Genomic DNA, 16,921 nt, shown 5'->3' with positions numbered 1-16,921 from the left:
AGACGAGCAACACTGGGACGATCCGTTGATATCGTTATCGCTTGGGCATGTTTCAAGCGGCATATTGCAGTTGCACAAAACAGCAGGAATGGACAAAGAAGGGCTGGAACGCATCTCGCCGCCGGTCCACTGCCGGACTAGACTGATTTCCTGCCTGGTGCCGGTAGGCCTCCAACTCTGCCGACGCTTGTGCGGCCGGCGCTTATGCTATGGTGTCTGTGCGAGCTCCGGATGCCGGGTCTTAAAATATCTCTAATCCACGATAGTAACGACAACTGACATCCTTCTGTCACGGATCGATCCTCTAATGCATGTGGCGAGTCATGCATGTGCATTGTGATGCTGGTCATTGCCATGTCACGCATCATGGTCGAGCCTGGGCAGGCCGAGAAGGAGAACCAACCATGATTCAATTATCCATCAATGGCCAATCGCATAATTTGGACGTTCCGCCAGAAATGCCGCTGCTTTGGGCGATCCGCGATGTGGTGGGGCTGACAGGTACCAAATTCGGTTGCGGCCAGGCCCTGTGCGGGGCTTGCACCGTGCATCTCGACGGCGAACCGACCCGCTCCTGCCAAACCCAGGTCGGCGATGCCGCCGGCAAGAAGATTACCACGATCGAAGGCGTATCGGGCGAGGTCGCCAAGGCAGTACAGACCGCCTGGCAGAAGCTCGATGTGGTGCAGTGCGGCTATTGCCAGTCGGGACAGATCATGTCGGCGATCGGCTTGTTGAGCAGCAACAAGGCGCCCACCGATGCCGATATCGAGGGCGCGATGGATGGCAATGTCTGCCGTTGCGCGACCTATATGCGCATTCGTGCCGCTATTCACGAAGCCGCCAAGTCGCTGGCCTGAAGGAGGGATCGCCATGTATAGCACCCTGCAATTGAAAACAGCGGCGAAACCGGAGCTTCCGGCACCGCTCATCGCCGGCTCGCGCCGCGCTTTCCTGAAGGCATCGGGGGCCATTGCCGGGACCCTGGTAATCGGCCTTTACCTGCCTGCATTCCGCGGCGCAGATGCAGCCGATCTCAAAGATCCGCCGGCTCCCAATGCTTTTGTCAAGATTGCGCCTGACAGCACCGTCACGGTCATCATCAAGCATTTGGATAAAGGACAGGGCGTCACGACCGGGCTCACGACCATTGTCGCCGAAGAGCTGGATGCCGATTGGAGCCAGATGCGCAGCGAATTCGCGCCGGCCGATGCCAAATTGTACAACAACCTTTTCTTTGGTCCGGTCCAAGCGACGGGTGGTTCGACCTCGGTCGCCAATTCCTGGATGCAGTTGCGTCAGGCCGGCGCCGCCGCCCGGGAAATGCTGGTCGGTGCTGCTGCCGCCGATTGGAATGTGCCGGCGGGCGAGATCACGGTGAGGAAAGGCGTCATCTCCCATGCTTCGGGCAAGACCGGCAGCTTCGGCGATTTCGCCGCCAAGGCAGCCACCCTACCGGTGCCGCAGCAGGTAACATTGAAGGATCCAAAGAATTTTACTTTGATCGGACAGCCACATCTGCCACGCATCGACTCCGTTGATAAAACCACCGGCAAGGCGATCTATGCGCTGGATGTGCGGCGGCCGAACATGAAAACCGCCGTTTTGCTGCATCCGCCGCGTTTCGGCGGCCTTCCAGGAAAGGTCGATGACACCGCCGCCAGGAAGGTGCCGGGCGTGGTCGATGTCGTCACCACTCCCCAGGGCGTTGCGGTGATTGCGGAAAATACCTGGGCGGCCATGCAGGGGCGCGAGGCGCTCAAGGTCACCTGGGACGACAGCAAGGCGGAAATGCGTTCAACCGCCGAGATGGTGGAGGCTTACAAGGCCATGGCGGCGAAGCCGGGCGCTGTGGCCGTGAAGAAAGGCGATATCGAGCAGGCACTGTCCGGTGCAGCGAAAACCGTCGAAGCGGATTTCGTCTTTCCCTATCTCGCCCACGCGCCGATGGAACCGCTCAATTGCATCATCGAGAAAAAAGCTGATGGCAGCGTCGAGTGCTGGGCCGGCTCGCAATTCCAGACCGTCGAGCAGATGACGGTGGCACAGGTCTTCGGCATCAAGCCGGAACAGGTGAAGATCAACACCGTCTGGGCCGGCGGCTCTTTTGGCCGACGCGCCACGCCCAATGCCGATTATTTCGGCGAAGCCGCGGCGATCGTGAAAGCGACCGATGGCAAATATCCGGTGCATCTCGTCTATAGCCGTGAAGATGACATTCGCGGTGGGCGCTATCGGCCGATGTTTTACCACAAGCTGCGCGGCGGTCTCGACAAGGACGGTAATCTGGTGGCCTGGGAACAGCGCCTGGTCGGGCAATCCTTCATGATCGGTTCGCCGTTCGAGAAGATGATGGTGAAGGATGGCGTCGATGCGACGGCGGTCGAAGGTGCCGCCGATATGCCCTATGCCGTCCCGGCGATCCAGGTGGACTGGCATCATGCAACCTCGCCCATCACCACCTTGTGGTGGCGTTCGGTCGGCCATACCCATACCGCCCAGGCGGTTGAGGTGATGATGGATGAATTGGCCCATGAAGCCGGCAAGGACCCGGTCGAATTCCGTCTGGCCTTGCTCAAGGACCATCCGCGTCATGTCGGCGTCCTCAAACTGGCGGCGGAGAAAGCCGGCTGGTCGAAAGGTAAATTGCCGGCGGGACGAGGACGTGGCGTCGCGGTGCATGAAAGCTTCAACAGCTATGTCGCCATGGTCGCCGAGGTGACCGCCAAAGACGGCACGGTCAAGGTGGACCGGGTTGTGGCGGCGGTGGATTGCGGCATCGCCGTCAACCCCGACGTCATCAAGGCCCAGGTCGAAGGCGGCATCGGCTACGCCCTGGGTGCGGCCTTGCGCAACCAGATCACCATGACCAAGGGCGTGGTCGATCAGGCGAATTTCGACACCTACGAGCCGCTGCGTCTCTCCGACATGCCGGCTGTCGAGGTGCATATCGTCGACTCATCCGAAGCACCGACCGGCATCGGCGAACCCGGCGTGCCGCCATTGGCGCCGGCGGTATCGAACGCGATTTTCAATGCCACGGGTAAACGGCTGCGTTCGCTGCCCTTTGATCTGCAAAGCCTGCAGGGGGCGTGATGTTAGCAGATTAACGCACGGAGCGACCGGCTGCGGCGGACGGCGCAGCCGGTCGTTTTGCCTTATCGATAAAAAGGAGCATGAAGATGAGCTTGCAGCGCCCATTCTGGCAGCCGTGATTCCGCTGACGCTGGCGGCACCGACGGCACATGCGCAGGATACCGCTGGCGGTGAGCGTCTTTTCGTCAAGTGCAAGACCTGTCATCAGGTCGAACCCAATGCCAAAAACATCACCGGACGGTAATTGCACGGCCTCTTCGGCCGATAGGAGGTAGTGCGGCCGGCTTCAAATATTCGCCCGCCATGCAGAATACCGGCGTACCTGGGATGACACGGCCTTCGCCGAGTTTTTGCACAATCCCGCACTAAGGTGCCGGGTACCAAGATGATGGCGGGCAGTGTGCAGCATGACGCACAGATTGCGGATCTCGCTGCCTATCTGAAGCAATTCAGACCGGACGGCACCAGCCAGTAAGGATGACCGGCGCCATCTGGGGAAATCCGGAACGAATGCTGTATTGGACGGTTGGCCTCCAGGAAGATCCTGATGGAGGTCACAATGCCAAGCGACAAAAAGGGCAAGCGCCAAACCGAGCGTACAGGGCCCGAACGGGCGACTTCCGCAACGCGCGCATCCGAAACCAGGCCGCAAGATAAAGACTTCGACGATCCCCATTTGACCAAAGCGGCAGAAACCGGGCGCGACAGCCCGCATGCCTTGCAGCGTGGCGGCGGATTCAAGCAGGACCGCGACCGCGCAGAAGGTGGCGAGCGACTGGCGGATGAGGCGCGGGAAGACATCTCGGGGCAGTCCGGCCAGTCGAATACCAACCGCTCCGGTTAATAGAGCGCCGGGTCTAACTCGCCCGACTACATTCTTGCGGATTAAGCGAAAAATAAAAGCTCCGCCCCAAAAGTGCCCAGGAAAATAATCTGGTGCCACCGGAGGGCCTGCCGAAGCTGCCCTGAGAAGTTTTGGAGATCAGGGATGCGGGTTCGGGCACTGTCTTTGAAGGACCTCCGGCTGCGGACCAAAATCATCACCAGTACTGTCGCAATGCTGATCGGCACGGCCGCCGCGATCATCGCGCTTGCCTTGTGGCTGTCGCGCCAAGCGGCCGACCAGACCACGCGCCAATCGACCGATGCGGCGGCTTCGGCCGAGCAGGCCTCGGCCAATGTGCAGACGGTTGCCAGCGCGACCGGTGAGCTGACGTGGAACTCCCAGAAAGTCGGACGTCAGGCGGGGGATTCGGTAGAAATGTCGGACCAGGCGGTCGAAGTGGCGGAACGTGCCAATAGCAATATCAAGGGACTTGCCGAAGCGGCCAAGCGCATTGGCGCGGTCGCCAAGCTGATCGAAGAAATCGCCGGGCAGACAAATTTGCTGGCGCTCAATGCCACGATCGAAGCGGCGCGGGCCGGCGAAGCCGGCAAGGGTTTTGCCGTGGTGGCATCGGAAGTGAAGAACCTCGCCACACAGACCGCGCGGGCGACGGAGCAGATTACCGGGCAGATCAACGATATTCAGATGTCGACGCGGGAAACCGTCGACGCCATCGAATTGATCGGCAGCTCGATTACCCGCATGGCGCAATCCTCCACGGCAATTGCGGGAGCAGTGGAGGAGCAGATTTCGGCACTGGCGATGTTTCCTCCGGCATTCGGAGCGTGAATATGGCAGCGCGAGGTGGGCGACGGTTCGGGACAGGTCCTCTCAGCGGCGACCGAGCTCAACCAGCAGGCCGAGCTGCTGCGCCACTCGGTCGATCGCTTCATCCGTGCGGTGAAGGCGGCCTAGCCGATCGGTGCAGGACTTTCTGCCGGCTTCCTGGTGAGGTGGTTGAAACCGCCTTCGATCAAGGTATCGATCCAGCCATGGGCGATACGGCTGGCTTCCTCAGCGGTGAAGGTCGTCGGATCGAGGCAGTATTCAAGCCACAACCCATCCATCATCGCCGTAAACCCGAGCACGGCCAGCCGGACATCGAGATTGAGCTTCCGGGTTTCGGCGATATCGCCGACCAGCTTTTCCAGACTCCGGCGATAGCCGCCATAGATGTCGGCATGAATGGCGCGAATCCGTGGATCGCGCCGCACCAGACTCCAGAAAGCCAGCCAGACCTGGAGGAGATCACTGTTCAGCATCGGCGCGCGAAAGCTGGTATCGATGAAGGCGCGTAACCGCGCCAGCGGATCACCGCCTGCATCCGCCATCGCCTCATCCAGCATAGCGGCGACCTGGTCACCGACATGGGCATAGGCGGCCGCGATCAAGTCGTCGATGCCCTCGAAATGATGGGTGACGAGTCCGGGCGAGACGCCGGCCCGGGCGCAGACCGCGCGCACCGAGGTGCCGGCATGACCCAGTTCCGCCAGGCACTGCAGGGTTGCCTCGATCAATTGCCGGCGGCGGACCTCCGGCTGGTCGCGGGTGAATTTGCGAATCTTTTCCATGCAACTCCTATAACTCATCCGACATGGCGCGTCTTGAGTCATGACGACCAGACTGTGCCGGCGCTGTCGATTGCCTGGATTATTTGGACGGCGCGCCGCCGGCTTCGCACACCGCGCGGATCTAAATCATTGAAATAAATCGGACCTTTTCGCCTCTATACTCCGGCGCGCCTTTTCGTTACGTCGGCAACATTCGGAGGGGCGCCGCGATCCTGCCCGCGGAGCGGTCTCGGCACTCGCGCGCCCGGCTCACCGTTACCGACGCCAGCCGCCATGCGGCCAATGCATTGACAGTTGTCCCATGCCATGGCCTTCTCCTCACCGGCTTGCCGGTAGGCGGATCTTTTCACACCACATGCCGGGCTGCCTGCGCATATCGAGACGTCGACCTTTGTCTCTGGTTTCAATCCCGCATCGATCTTTGTCGATCCGCTCGTTGCTCGGCGTGAAGAGCGAGGGCTTGGCAAATGATCGGCATATAAACCGATAATAGAGTGCCCTTATGTCCAGTTTTGCCCGCATCGCCCTCGTCCTCGGCCTGCTCGCAGCGATCGGCCCCTTTGCGATCGATATGTATTTGCCGGCGCTGCCCACGGTGGCCGAGAACCTGCATGCCAGCATCGCGCATGCGCAGGCGACACTGATGGCCTTCTTCTTCGGCTTCGGCGTCACGCAAATCATCTACGGTCCGGTCTCCGATATGGTAGGGCGCAAGCCGCCGCTTTATTTCGGCCTCGGCGTCTTCATCCTCGGTTCGATCGGCTGCAGCCTCGCGCCTTCGATCGATTGGCTGATCGGTTTGCGTTTCATCCAGGGCATTGGTGCCGCCGCGATGATGGTGATGCCGCGCGCCGTGATCCGCGATCTGCATACCGGCGTCGAGGCGACCCGGTTGATGTCGCTCGTCATGCTCGTCTTCAGCGTCTCACCGATCCTGGCCCCGCTGATCGGCAGTGCCCTGATCGTTCCTTTCGGCTGGCGCGCGGTCTTCGTCGCCGTCACCATCGCCGCACTTCTCGGCCTCTTGCTGACCGCCTTTACCTTGCAGGAAACACGCCCGCCGGCAGAGCGGATCTCCGCTGACCTGGGAACTGTGCTGTCGCAATACTGGCTGCTGCTGCGCGACCGCCATTTCCTCGGAGTGACTTTCATCGGCGCTCTCGGCATGTCGAGCTTCTTCACCTTCCTCGCCAATTCCTCCTTCGTCTATATCGACCATTTCGGCATGACGCCGACGCTCTACAGCCTTGCCTTCTCCGTCAATGCGGTCGGTTTCATCGGCGCATCCCAATTCAGCGCCAAGCTCGGCCTGCGCTTTGGCATGGGGCGCGTGGTTCTCGGCGCCGTCATCGCCTATGCGGTCTCGGCGGCGGTGCTGTTCGCCGTGGTGTTCGGCGGCTTCTACAATCTCGCTGTGCTGATGGTCCTGCTCTTCGTGACCTTCGCCTTCCTCGGCCTGGTCATTCCGACCAGCATGGTCCTGTCTTTGGAACGCCATGGGCCGATCGCCGGCATGGCCTCAGCACTCGGCGGCACATTGCAAATGGCAACTGGGGCGGCAACGATCGCCATTTCCAGTCTCTTCTTCGACGGCTCGGCCCTGCCGATGGTCACGATCATCGCCATCTGCGCGGGCGGTGCCTTCATCCTGGCGAGGCTCACCCTGACCGATAAGGAAATCGCCGCGCCGGCAACCTCCTAAACGGCGGGCCGTAGCGGGCGGTCGGGGCTTGCACGGGCAGGAATATTTATTATACAATTGTACAATAAGTCGGGATGCTAGGCTCGGATCTGCGAGCAGGCAAAGAAGGTGAGGGAGAAACAGATGACGGCATTATTGCGCGGTGCGACGCTCAAGGGGCGGGACGTGGAACTGAACTGGAGCGACGGGGAGCCGGGCCTCGCTTTGTCGCTGTTCTGGCTGCGCGACCATTGCCAGTTGCCGCAAAGCCACCATCCGGAGACCCGCCAGCGCCTGCACGACACCTTCAAGATCCCAACCGCTATTGCCGCCCAGGCCGTGGGACTTGAAGACAATGGCCGGGTGCTGCGCATCGACTGGGCCGGCGAAGATCATGTCAGTCGGTACGACGCGAATTTCCTCGCCGCACTCCGCCGCGATCCCGATGTCCTGCCGATCCGCCGTCGCACCTGGGACCGCGACATTATCGCACGGGCGACGCTCCAGGTTCCCTACGAGGACTTCCTGAAAGACGATGCGGTCCTGAAGGACTATCTGGAGAAGGTCGAAAGCTATGGCTTCGCCTTCGTCGAGGGCGTCCCCGGCACGCCGGAAGCGACCCGGGCGGTGGCCAAGCGCATCGCCTATATCCGGGAAACCATTTTCGGCGGCTATTGGGATTTCACCGCCAATATGGAGCACAAGGATACCGCCTATACCTCGATGGCGATCGGGCCTCACACTGACGGCACATATGCCTTCGATGCGCCGGGTTATCAGATGTTCCATTGCCTGGCGGCGGATTGCACCGGCGGCGAAAACGTCCTGATCGATGGTTTCATGATTGCCGAGATCATGAAGCGCGACCATCCGGCGGATTACAAGTTGCTGACCGAAATTGCTATTCCGGGCCAATATCTCGATCATGAGAACGGCATCCATCTGATGGCGCGCCGGCCGCTCTTCCGTCTGAACGATGCCGGCCAATTGGCGCAAGTCAGCTATAACAATCACGACCGCGCACCCTTCACGCTCAGCCTGTCGCAACAGACGGCCTTCTACCGTGCGCTCACCACTTTCGCGCAGCTTTGCGCGGATGAGACCCTGCACTACCGTCGCCGGCTGCTGCCGGGATCGGTCCTGCTGTTCGACAATTGGCGCGTGCTGCATGCCCGCGATGCCTATACCGGCTATCGCCGCCTGGCTGGCGTTTATCTGAACAAGGAAGACGTTGAGAGCCGCCTGCGCGTCCTACGTATCAAGGCCGGTGAGCCGGTCTGACGCCGAGGTGATGGAATAATGATGGCAGCCAACGGCATCTTGCCGGCGATCAATGCGGATCGCCTGATGAAGGACCTGCGCCGCTTGCGCCAGTTCGGGGCGCAGGGAAATGGTGTCGTGCGGCTGGCTTTATCGCCGGTCGATCTCGAAGCCCGCCACTGGCTGGTCGAACGCATGGCCGAAGCCGGGCTCGATGCGGCGATCGACGGCGTCGGTACCGTCTTCGGCCGGTCGCGCAAGCCGGGGCCGGCGCTGCTGATCGGCTCGCATAGCGATACGCAGCCGACCGGCGGCTGGCTCGATGGGGCGATGGGCGTCATTTTCGGTCTAGAAATCGCGCGGGCCCTCAGCGAATGCGCGGAAACCAGCGATCTCGCCGTCGATGTCGCTTCCTGGATCGATGAGGAAGGTACTTTCGCTGGCTATCTTGGCAGCCGCAGCTTCATCGGCGAGCCGGTCGAAGCCAGTATCCGTGCGGCAACCAGCCGTAGTGGCGAACGCCTGGAAGATGTCCTACAAGCCGCCGGTCTGCGCAACCGGCCCAGGGCCCAGGTCGAGCCAGGCCGGCATGTCGCTTATCTGGAGCCGCATATCGAGCAGGGCGGTCGGTTAGAGGCTGCCGGTAAATCGATCGGTGTCGTTACGACCATCGTCGGCATCCGGGAAAAGCGGATCACCTTTACCGGCCAGCGCAATCATGCCGGCACCACGCCCATGGCGATTCGGCGTGATGCTGGTGCTGCCTTGATCGCTTTTGCCCACGATCTCAATCAGATCTTCCAGCGCCTGGCCGATGCCGATACCGTCTGGACCGTCGGACGGATCGAGCTCGACCCCGGTTCCTTCAGCGTGGTTCCCGGAAAGGCCGAATTACTGTTGCAATACCGCGACGCGAAAGCCGACCGGCTGCGCGCGATGGATGCTGCTTTGGCGGATCTGGTACGCAGCGTCGACTCAGCCGGCCTCATCCGCGTCCACTTGGAAGATGCGGATCCCCCCTGCGAGCCGGTCGATATGACGGCGGCACTTCAGGAACATATTGCAGTGGCGGCAGAAGCCATTAAGCCGGGCCAATGGATCCGCATGCCGAGCGGCGCCGGCCATGACGCGCAGCTGATCGCCGAGAAGCTGCCCAGCGGCATGCTCTTCGTGCCGAGCATCGGCGGCGTCAGCCATGACTTCACCGAGGATACGGCAGAAGAACACATCGTGCTTGGCTGCCGGATCGCCGCTGCCGCGGCGGTCGCCATTCTACGCGATCGGCAAATCGCAAAGAGCGGCTGACCCCGGCCGGCGCATTTCCTGTTCGGGCAGCGCTACTAGCTTAAAAGAGGGAAGCGGCCCCCATCCGGTCGGCGAGGCTAAAAACAAGCTGGCCGAGGATGAAGTCCAGCATCACCAGGGCGGCTGCCGACAGGCCGGGAATCTGCAAAGCAATGGCGAGGATATAGCCTTCGCAGATCAGCGCGATCAGGAAGGTGGCGAGGTCCAGCAATTGCAGGATCGACCAATCCAAGCCGATCAGCGCCAGCAGGATGATCGGCACGTTCAGCAGAATCAGCAGCAGGGACAGCCAGTTGTACACGGCGATCGTGCCGATCACCTGGGCCTCCCGTTTGAGCAGGGGGCCGAGACCCAGCAGAACCAGCGGGAAGGCCATCCAATTGACGGCATATGCGATCAGTACCGATGCCAGCATCCGTCCGTCGATCGGCAGGTCCCGGGGATCGTGCAGCACATAGAAGCGAATCAGGAAGACCGGTAGGAACACCGCCGCCATCCAGAACGACCGCCAGGCACCTGCGCGGCTACGATCGAAATAGCGGAGGAACTCTCGGTCGAAACGCAGGATGCGGCCGATGCCGCGCAGGGCAATACTGGTCTCAGCGAGGCTGATCATCAAAGAAGGCCTCAAGCACAGTCTCATAGATCCGGCTCAAGGCCTGGATATCGGCAACCGGCACATTCTCATCGACCTTATGCATGGTCTGGCCGGCAAGGCCGAATTCGATGACCGGGCAATAGTCCTTGATGAAGCGTGCATCGGATGTGCCGCCGGTGGTGGAAAGCTCCGGCGCGCGCCCAAGCTCGCGGGCGATGGCCTCGCTGACGATTTCGCTCAGCCGGCCGACCGGGGTGAGGAAGGATTCGCTGGATGAGCCGATCGTCAGATCGTATTCGCCACCGACATCATCCAGCCGGCGGCGGATTTCCGCCTCGAAACTCCGGATAGTGAAACTGTCGTTGAACCGTGCATTGAAGGTCGCCAGCACCTCGCCGGGAATCACATTGCTGGCTGGATTACCGACATCGACGGTGGTGAACTGCAGCGAGGTCGGCTGGAAATGCTCGGTACCCCGATCCAGCGGTGTTTCCGTCAAGGCGGCGATCATCTTCGACAGGCGATGGATCGGGTTGTCGGCCAGATGCGGATAAGCCGTATGGCCTTGAATGCCGCGAATGCGCAAATATCCGGTGAAGCTGCCGCGCCGACCGATCTTCGCCATCTCCCCCAGTTTCTGCGGGTTGGTCGGTTCGCCGACCAGACAGGCATCCCAGGTCTCGCCCTCGGCGGCGAGGGTTTCCAGCATCGGCTTGGTGCCGTTATAGGCGGGACCTTCCTCATCGCCGGTAATCAGCAAAGAGATACTGCCACTAAAGGCGTTGCCGCGCTTGGCAAGGAAACGTCCGGCGGCGGCGGAAAAGGCCGCCACGGCACCCTTCATATCCGCGGCACCCCGGCCATAGAGCCGGCCATTGACGATCTCGCCGCCGAACGGATCGATCGACCAAGCTTCGCGCTTGCCGACGGGCACGACATCAACATGGCCAGCGAAGCAGAAATGGCGCGGCTTGTTCTGCCGGTCGGCGCCGGGCTGAGTGAATTTCGCATAGAGATTATCGACGCGTTCGGTGCCTTGCTGCTGAAATGGCATGCGGCGGCAGGTGAAGCCGATCATCTCCAAGGCAGCGGACAGCGTGTCGAGCACCCCCGCCTCGGCCGGCGTGACGCTGGGACGTCGGATCAGTTCGGCTGCCAGCTTGACTGGGTCGAGTACAGGGGCGTTCAAGATGGACCTCAGGCCTTGGTCCGCTGATCGGTATCGCGCAGAAGATCGTTGATCGAGGTTTTGGACCTGGTCTTTTCATCGACCCGCTTGACGATGACGGCGCAATAGAGGCTTGGACCCGGCTCGCCATTGGGCAGTGGCCTGCCCGGCATGGTGCCGGAAACCACCACGGAATAAGCCGGCACCCGGCCGTAAAAAACTTCCCCGGTCGCGCGGTCGACGATCTTGGTCGAGGCGCCGAGATAGACGCCCATGGAAAGCACCGAACCTTCTTCGACGACGACGCCTTCGGCCACCTCGGCGCGCGCGCCGATGAAGCAATTGTCTTCGATCACCACCGGCCCGGCTTGCAGCGGTTCCAGGACTCCGCCGATCCCGGCGCCGCCGGAAATATGGCAGTTCTTACCGATCTGTGCGCAGGAACCGACCGTGGCCCAGGTATCGACCATGGTGCCGGAATCGACATAGGCGCCGACATTGACGAAGCTTGGCATCAGGACGACGCCGGGCGCGATATAGGCGCTGCGACGTACGACGCAGTTCGGCACCGCGCGGAAGCCCGCATCGTCGAATTCAGCCTTCCCCCAGCCGGCAAATTTCGACGGCACCTTGTCGAACCAGGCGGCCTTGCCCGTTCCCAAGGACGTATAGTCGCCGCCGCCAAGGATCGCCTGGGAATCGTTCAGACGGAAGGACAGCAGCACGGCCTTCTTCAGCCACTGGTTGGTTTCCCATTTGCCGTCGCGTTTTTCGGCAACGCGAAGTTCGCCGCGATCCAGCGCATCGAGGACTGCTGTCACGGCCTGACGGATATCGCCGCCGGTGGCGCTATTGATCTCTGCGCGCTTTTCCCAGGCGGTATCGACCGTGCCCTGTAACTGCGAAATGTTCATACCGCTTCCCTATCCCTGGTTCGTTGCCTTCTTGATGACCGTATCGCCGAGCCAGCCCGCCAGATCGGCGGTTGCATGATGCACGAAGCCCATGTCGTCCAGCGCCTGCGCCCAGTCATTATGAGTCTGGATCCAGACCGTCGTCATGCCCAGATCCGCCGCGGGCTGCAAATTGCGCGGCATGTCATCTATCATCGCCGCCCGGCCGGGCACGATGTCGAACCGTTCGATCATGGCGCGATAGCTGCCGGGATCGGGCTTGGGAATGAAATTGGCATCGGCGATGTCGAACATGCCTTGGAAATGATGCGTGATGCCGAGGCGGTTCATGACGTTCTCGGCATGCTTCACCGTGCCGTTGGTGAAGATGACCTTGCGTCCAGGCAGGTCGGTCAGCGCAGCGGCGAGTCGAGCGTCGGGCTGAACGCCGCTGACATCGATCTCATGCACGAAGTCCAGGAAGTCGCCCGGCTCGATGCCATGGTTGATCATCAGGCCGCGCAAGGTCGTAGTATGGTCGCGAAAATACTTCTTCTGAAGTGCGCGGGCCTCTTCCGGCGGCAGATTGAGCAGTCGCTGGACATAGAGGCCGATGCGCAGATCGACCTGATCGAACAGGCGGCAGGAAGCCGGATAGAGCGTATTGTCCAGGTCGAAAACCCAGCAATCGATCTCGGAAAGCGGCGACGGCATTTATTCCTCATTCACTGGATGAGGCGCACCTTAAGAGCAGCCGTCAACGATGGCAAGCGAAGTGACGGCAGTCCCGGCAAATTGACGGGATGCTAGGCCGCTGCTGCCACAATTAGAAAAGCGCGGCACCGGGGGATGCCGCGCTTAGCGAGGGACAACGGAGCAGATCGGTTGCGCTTAAACGCGCGGCTTCAATCCCAGATCCCTGATGCCTTCCTGAAGCCGCTTCACGCCATCGGCCTGCTTGCCGGACTTGCACATATCGCCGCCCTCGGTGCGGGCCTGCTTGGCGTCAGCAGCCTTGGGCGCATTGGCGTGCTTCTTGATCGCGGTGTCGAATTGATGTTCCAAAGTGGCGCACTGCTTCGCCGGGGTGGTGGTGGTGGCGAAAGCGGAGCCGCTGATGGCCATCAGGGCACCGGCGGCCAGGACTAGGGAAAACTTCTTCATGACAGTTATCCTCTTCTTGTTGTGCCCCGCCATTGCGGCCGAGGCAGGATGATCGCGAAATTCACGTCCAGCCTGCAGCTCCTTTTCCGCCGCCTTGGATCGACTATCGAACCGATGGCGTTGGAGGATCGCTGTCGCGTACCACCGCCGATGCAGAGTGAAATCGCCGGCGATACGTGCTGTTGATTAGAGGCTAGGCGCGGTGTGTAACGTCGCAATGTCTGGCGAATCGGAATTTGTAACTGTCTGCAACAAGCTCGAGCCTGTTACGCGACGTTACCATTTTCCCAAGGACATAAGTCCGATATCGGGCTTGTTAGGGCCGCATTCCGGTCTGGCGCAAGAGCCAGTCGGCCAGCCTGGTCGCCTGCACATGCTTGTGCTGAGTTTCCAGTTCGAGGCCCACTGAGCTTACCCGGCCATCCTGAATCTCACGCACCACCAGCTCAACCTCGCCCAGTTCCAAGCGGTCGCCGACCACCAAGGTCTTGCCGAGGCGCTGATGCAGTAGGTCACCCAATGTCTCGTCCCAGATCGGCGGGAACACTTCGCCGCCCCGTTTGCCGAGACTGTCGATCGGCAGGCCGTAGAGCAAGGCAAGGTCGCGCGCGGGCGTGTCGGCGCCAAACACGAATTCACCAAAACCGGCCAGATCGGTGACTTTGTCCTGCCGTCTTTCTCCAAACAGCCGCTGCAGATTGATGATGTCGGCGGCCGGTGCCAAGGCGATCACATAGTCGCCGAGGGCCGGTCGCTCATCGGGGAAATGATCGAGCGGATGGTTGCCGCGAATGACCGACAAGATCTGGCTGCCGGGCGGCAAAGGCAGCTTGTCGTAATTCAAGGTCAGCGCCCGCGCCCTCGCGCCGATCTTGATGCCGCATAATTCTCCGGTACCGGCTGCCCCCAGGCCTAGATCGGGATAATCTTCATCAAGGGCCTGATCGGGGACCTCCAGGCCGAAAAACCGTCCGGCGCGCGATGCCGTCCAGCCCTGGATCACCAGTGAGGCGAGGACCGAGACGAATGCGATATTGAAATAGCTTTGCGCATTGGGCAGGCCGGCGAGGATGGGGATGGAGGCGAGGAAGATCGGTACAGCGCCACGCAACCCGACCCAGGCGATATAGCCCTTTTCTCGCCAATCGAAGCGAAAGGGCGTGAGGCAGAGATAAACCGCCGCCGGGCGAGCGACGAAGATCAGGCCGATGGCGATGACCAGTGCGAAGCCGAGATCGGCCACCAATGCGGAGGGCGTAACCAGCAGGCCGAGCAGCAGGAACATGGTGATCTGCGCCAGCCAGGCAAGGCCGTCGAGAAAGCGACCGATGACCTGCTGGGCCCGATGTGGCGCGGAGGCCAGCATGACCCCCATCAGATAAACCGCGAGGAAGCCGCTGCCGCCCGCGAGATTGGCACCCGCAAAGACGGTGAGCACGGAGGCGGCGGCGAGCACGGGATAAAGACCGAGAGACAAGGTCAGCCGTTCCAGCATCACACGCAGAGCGAGGCCACCACCGATGCCGAAAACCACGCCGCCGACGAGTTCCAGCAAAAATTCCCGCAGGACGAACCAGCCGACATTCAGATCCGGATGTGCGACCAGTTCGATACAGATCAGAGTCAGTAGCACGGCCACCGGATCGTTGATTCCGGATTCCATCTCCAGGGTGCCGGTGACACGGCGATTGACCGCCTGGCCCTTGCCGTGCAGCAGCATGAAGACCGCAGCGGCGTCGGTTGAGGCGAGAACGGCGCCGACCAGTAGCCCCTCCAAGGGCGTTCGGCCGCCAAACAGGACAGCGGCCAGCGCAACGATGGCGGCGGTGATCAGGACACCCAGGGTGGCGAGCGTAAAAGCCGGCGGGCCGACCAGACGGGCGACATCCCGCGGCATTTTCAAGCCGCCTTCGAACAGGATGATGGCGAGGGCGACGCTACCGACCGCGAAGGTGAGACGGAAATTGCTGAAATGCAGGCCGCCGATCCCGTCTTCCCCCGCCAGCATGCCGAGGACGAGAAAGATCAGAAGGAGGGGGGCGCCCAGTCGAGCTGATAATCGAGTGGCGAGGATACTGATGACCGCCAGCCCGCCGCCAAGAAAAATCAACTGATTGACGACATCCACGCGGCCGCTTCTCCCTCTGGCTCGATCGACGGCACTCAAAGTGCCGGATCGCCGAGGTCAGATCAACGGCGAATGGCGCAAGGCGGATCGTTTTCAATCGTCCGGCACGATCGTCGAATCGGCATTCAGCTGCAACGATCGGGCCGGGATGCTCGAAAGCGTTCAGCCGCGGGTGACAAGCGTGCCCTGGCCGGAGGCCGTGAAAATCTCCAGCAGCAAGGAATGCGGCACCCGGCCGTCGAGAATGACGGCAGCTTCGACGCCGCTTTCCACCGCCATCAGGCAGGTTTCCAGCTTCGGAATCATGCCGCCGGAAATGGTGCCGTCGGCAGTGAGCGCGCGAACCTGGCTCGCCGTCAAATCGGGCACCAGATTGCCGGCTTTATCCAACACGCCGGCGACATCGGTCAGCATGACCAGACGCACCGCGCCCACGGCCGCCGCGATCGCGCCCGCCGCGGTATCGGCATTGATATTGTAGGTCTGGCCGTCGGGCCCGAAGCCGACCGGCGAAATGACCGGAATGATGCCGGCCTGCTCAAGGCAGGAAATGATCCGCGGATTAACGGCAGAAGGTTCGCCGACGAGGCCGAGATCGACGGGCTTGCCGTCCTTCACCATCTCCGCACGCTTGGCCTTCAGCAGGTTGTCGTCCTTGCCGCTGATGCCGACGGCATGACCCCCAGCGGCATTGATCGCCGCGACGATCTGCTTGTTAATCGTGCCGGCCAGTACCATCTCGACCACCTCGACGGTGGCGGCATCGGTCACCCGCAGACCGTCGATAAAGCTCGACTGGATGTTGAGCCGCTTCAGCATCTCGCCGATCTGCGGTCCGCCACCATGCACGACAATCGGCAGGATGCCGACCTGGCGCAACAGCGTGATATCGTCAGCGAAGACCTTGGCCAATTCCGGATTCACCATGGCATGGCCGCCATATTTGATGACCAAGCGCCGCCCGGCATATTTCTGCATATAGGGCAGCGCTTCGGTCAGCGTGCGGGCTGTCCGCAGCCAGTGCTTGGTATCGGTGAAATTGATCTGGGACATCGGCGTGACCTGACCCCTGGTCTGATAGGTGGCTGATGGATGACACGATGCGCGTCGGCGACCCGCATCGCGCATTGGCGCGTGCAGAAAAGTGCGGTTTCCCGCCGCGGAAATCAAC

General features: G+C 61.5%; 15 protein-coding genes. 7 read left to right on the top strand and 8 right to left on the bottom strand.

Features of this window, described 5'->3' with window-relative positions; genetic code table 11:
* The first annotated feature begins 404 nt into the window (after window positions 1-404).
* The 4 genes from SMD27_RS02340 to SMD27_RS02325 all read left to right on the top strand — a co-directional run bounded on the left by SMD27_RS02340 (window position 405) and on the right by SMD27_RS02325 (window position 4,771).
* Complete coding sequence (locus SMD27_RS02340) at window positions 405-860, top strand: (2Fe-2S)-binding protein (protein ID WP_320506727.1); 456 nt, start codon at window positions 405-407, stop codon at window positions 858-860.
* A gap of 13 nt (window positions 861-873) precedes the next feature.
* Window positions 874-3,096, top strand: a complete 2,223-nt coding sequence (locus SMD27_RS02335; protein WP_320506726.1) for a xanthine dehydrogenase family protein molybdopterin-binding subunit — start codon at window positions 874-876, stop codon at window positions 3,094-3,096.
* A 559-nt stretch (window positions 3,097-3,655) separates the two neighbouring features.
* The gene (locus SMD27_RS02330) at window positions 3,656-3,940 is read left to right on the top strand and encodes a hypothetical protein (protein ID WP_320506725.1); all 285 of its coding nucleotides are present in this window, start codon (window positions 3,656-3,658) and stop codon (window positions 3,938-3,940) included.
* 144 nt (window positions 3,941-4,084) lie between these two features.
* Entirely contained in the window at window positions 4,085-4,771 is a 687-nt protein-coding gene (locus SMD27_RS02325; protein WP_320506724.1) for a methyl-accepting chemotaxis protein, read from the top strand.
* A gap of 122 nt (window positions 4,772-4,893) precedes the next feature.
* On the opposite strand, the gene SMD27_RS02320 is transcribed toward SMD27_RS02325, so the two are convergent.
* Window positions 4,894-5,553, bottom strand: a complete 660-nt coding sequence (locus SMD27_RS02320) for a TetR/AcrR family transcriptional regulator (protein WP_320506723.1) — start codon at window positions 5,551-5,553, stop codon at window positions 4,894-4,896.
* A 502-nt stretch (window positions 5,554-6,055) separates the two neighbouring features.
* Between SMD27_RS02320 and SMD27_RS02315 the strand changes: the two genes are divergently transcribed.
* The 3 genes from SMD27_RS02315 (at window position 6,056) to SMD27_RS02305 (ending at window position 9,799) form a co-directional block, all read left to right on the top strand.
* Window positions 6,056-7,255 carry a multidrug effflux MFS transporter gene (locus SMD27_RS02315; protein ID WP_320506722.1) on the top strand — a complete coding sequence of 400 codons (1,200 nt, stop codon included), beginning with the start codon at window positions 6,056-6,058 and terminating at the stop codon, window positions 7,253-7,255.
* A gap of 123 nt (window positions 7,256-7,378) precedes the next feature.
* Window positions 7,379-8,515: a trimethyllysine dioxygenase gene (locus tag SMD27_RS02310; RefSeq protein ID WP_320506721.1), complete on the top strand. Its 1,137-nt coding sequence runs from the start codon at window positions 7,379-7,381 to the stop codon at window positions 8,513-8,515.
* Window positions 8,516-8,533: 18 nt separating this feature from the next.
* Window positions 8,534-9,799 (top strand): Zn-dependent hydrolase, encoded by a 1,266-nt coding sequence (locus SMD27_RS02305; RefSeq protein ID WP_320506720.1) that lies wholly within the window; start codon window positions 8,534-8,536, stop codon window positions 9,797-9,799.
* A gap of 40 nt (window positions 9,800-9,839) precedes the next feature.
* Here the strand turns inward: SMD27_RS02305 and SMD27_RS02300 are convergent, their stop codons facing one another.
* The 7 genes from SMD27_RS02300 to argB all read right to left on the bottom strand — a co-directional run bounded on the left by SMD27_RS02300 (window position 9,840) and on the right by argB (window position 16,803).
* The gene (locus SMD27_RS02300; RefSeq protein ID WP_320506719.1) at window positions 9,840-10,415 is read right to left on the bottom strand and encodes a hypothetical protein; all 576 of its coding nucleotides are present in this window, start codon (window positions 10,413-10,415) and stop codon (window positions 9,840-9,842) included.
* On the bottom strand, window positions 10,399-11,586 hold the full coding sequence (dapE, locus tag SMD27_RS02295) for a succinyl-diaminopimelate desuccinylase (protein ID WP_320506718.1): 1,188 nt from the start codon (window positions 11,584-11,586) through the stop codon (window positions 10,399-10,401). The genes SMD27_RS02300 and dapE overlap by 17 nt, the downstream gene beginning before the upstream one ends.
* Before the next feature lie 8 nt (window positions 11,587-11,594).
* A complete protein-coding gene (gene dapD / locus SMD27_RS02290) occupies window positions 11,595-12,479 on the bottom strand; it encodes a 2,3,4,5-tetrahydropyridine-2,6-dicarboxylate N-succinyltransferase (protein ID WP_320506717.1) in 885 nt (294 codons plus the stop codon).
* 9 nt (window positions 12,480-12,488) lie between these two features.
* The gene (locus SMD27_RS02285) at window positions 12,489-13,172 is read right to left on the bottom strand and encodes a pyrimidine 5'-nucleotidase (RefSeq protein WP_320506716.1); all 684 of its coding nucleotides are present in this window, start codon (window positions 13,170-13,172) and stop codon (window positions 12,489-12,491) included.
* A 177-nt stretch (window positions 13,173-13,349) separates the two neighbouring features.
* The gene (locus SMD27_RS02280) at window positions 13,350-13,622 is read right to left on the bottom strand and encodes a hypothetical protein (protein WP_320506715.1); all 273 of its coding nucleotides are present in this window, start codon (window positions 13,620-13,622) and stop codon (window positions 13,350-13,352) included.
* A 316-nt stretch (window positions 13,623-13,938) separates the two neighbouring features.
* Complete coding sequence (locus tag SMD27_RS02275; protein ID WP_320506714.1) at window positions 13,939-15,750, bottom strand: potassium/proton antiporter; 1,812 nt, start codon at window positions 15,748-15,750, stop codon at window positions 13,939-13,941.
* Window positions 15,751-15,912: 162 nt separating this feature from the next.
* On the bottom strand, window positions 15,913-16,803 hold the full coding sequence (argB, locus tag SMD27_RS02270; protein ID WP_320506713.1) for an acetylglutamate kinase: 891 nt from the start codon (window positions 16,801-16,803) through the stop codon (window positions 15,913-15,915).
* Window positions 16,804-16,921 lie beyond the last annotated feature (118 nt).

This window comes from Dongia soli (assembly GCF_034044715.1).
Classification (GTDB): Bacteria; Pseudomonadota; Alphaproteobacteria; order Dongiales; family Dongiaceae; genus Dongia_B; species Dongia_B soli.
Note: the sequence above shows the minus strand (reverse complement) of the source record. Positions and strands in the feature narration are given on the sequence as shown.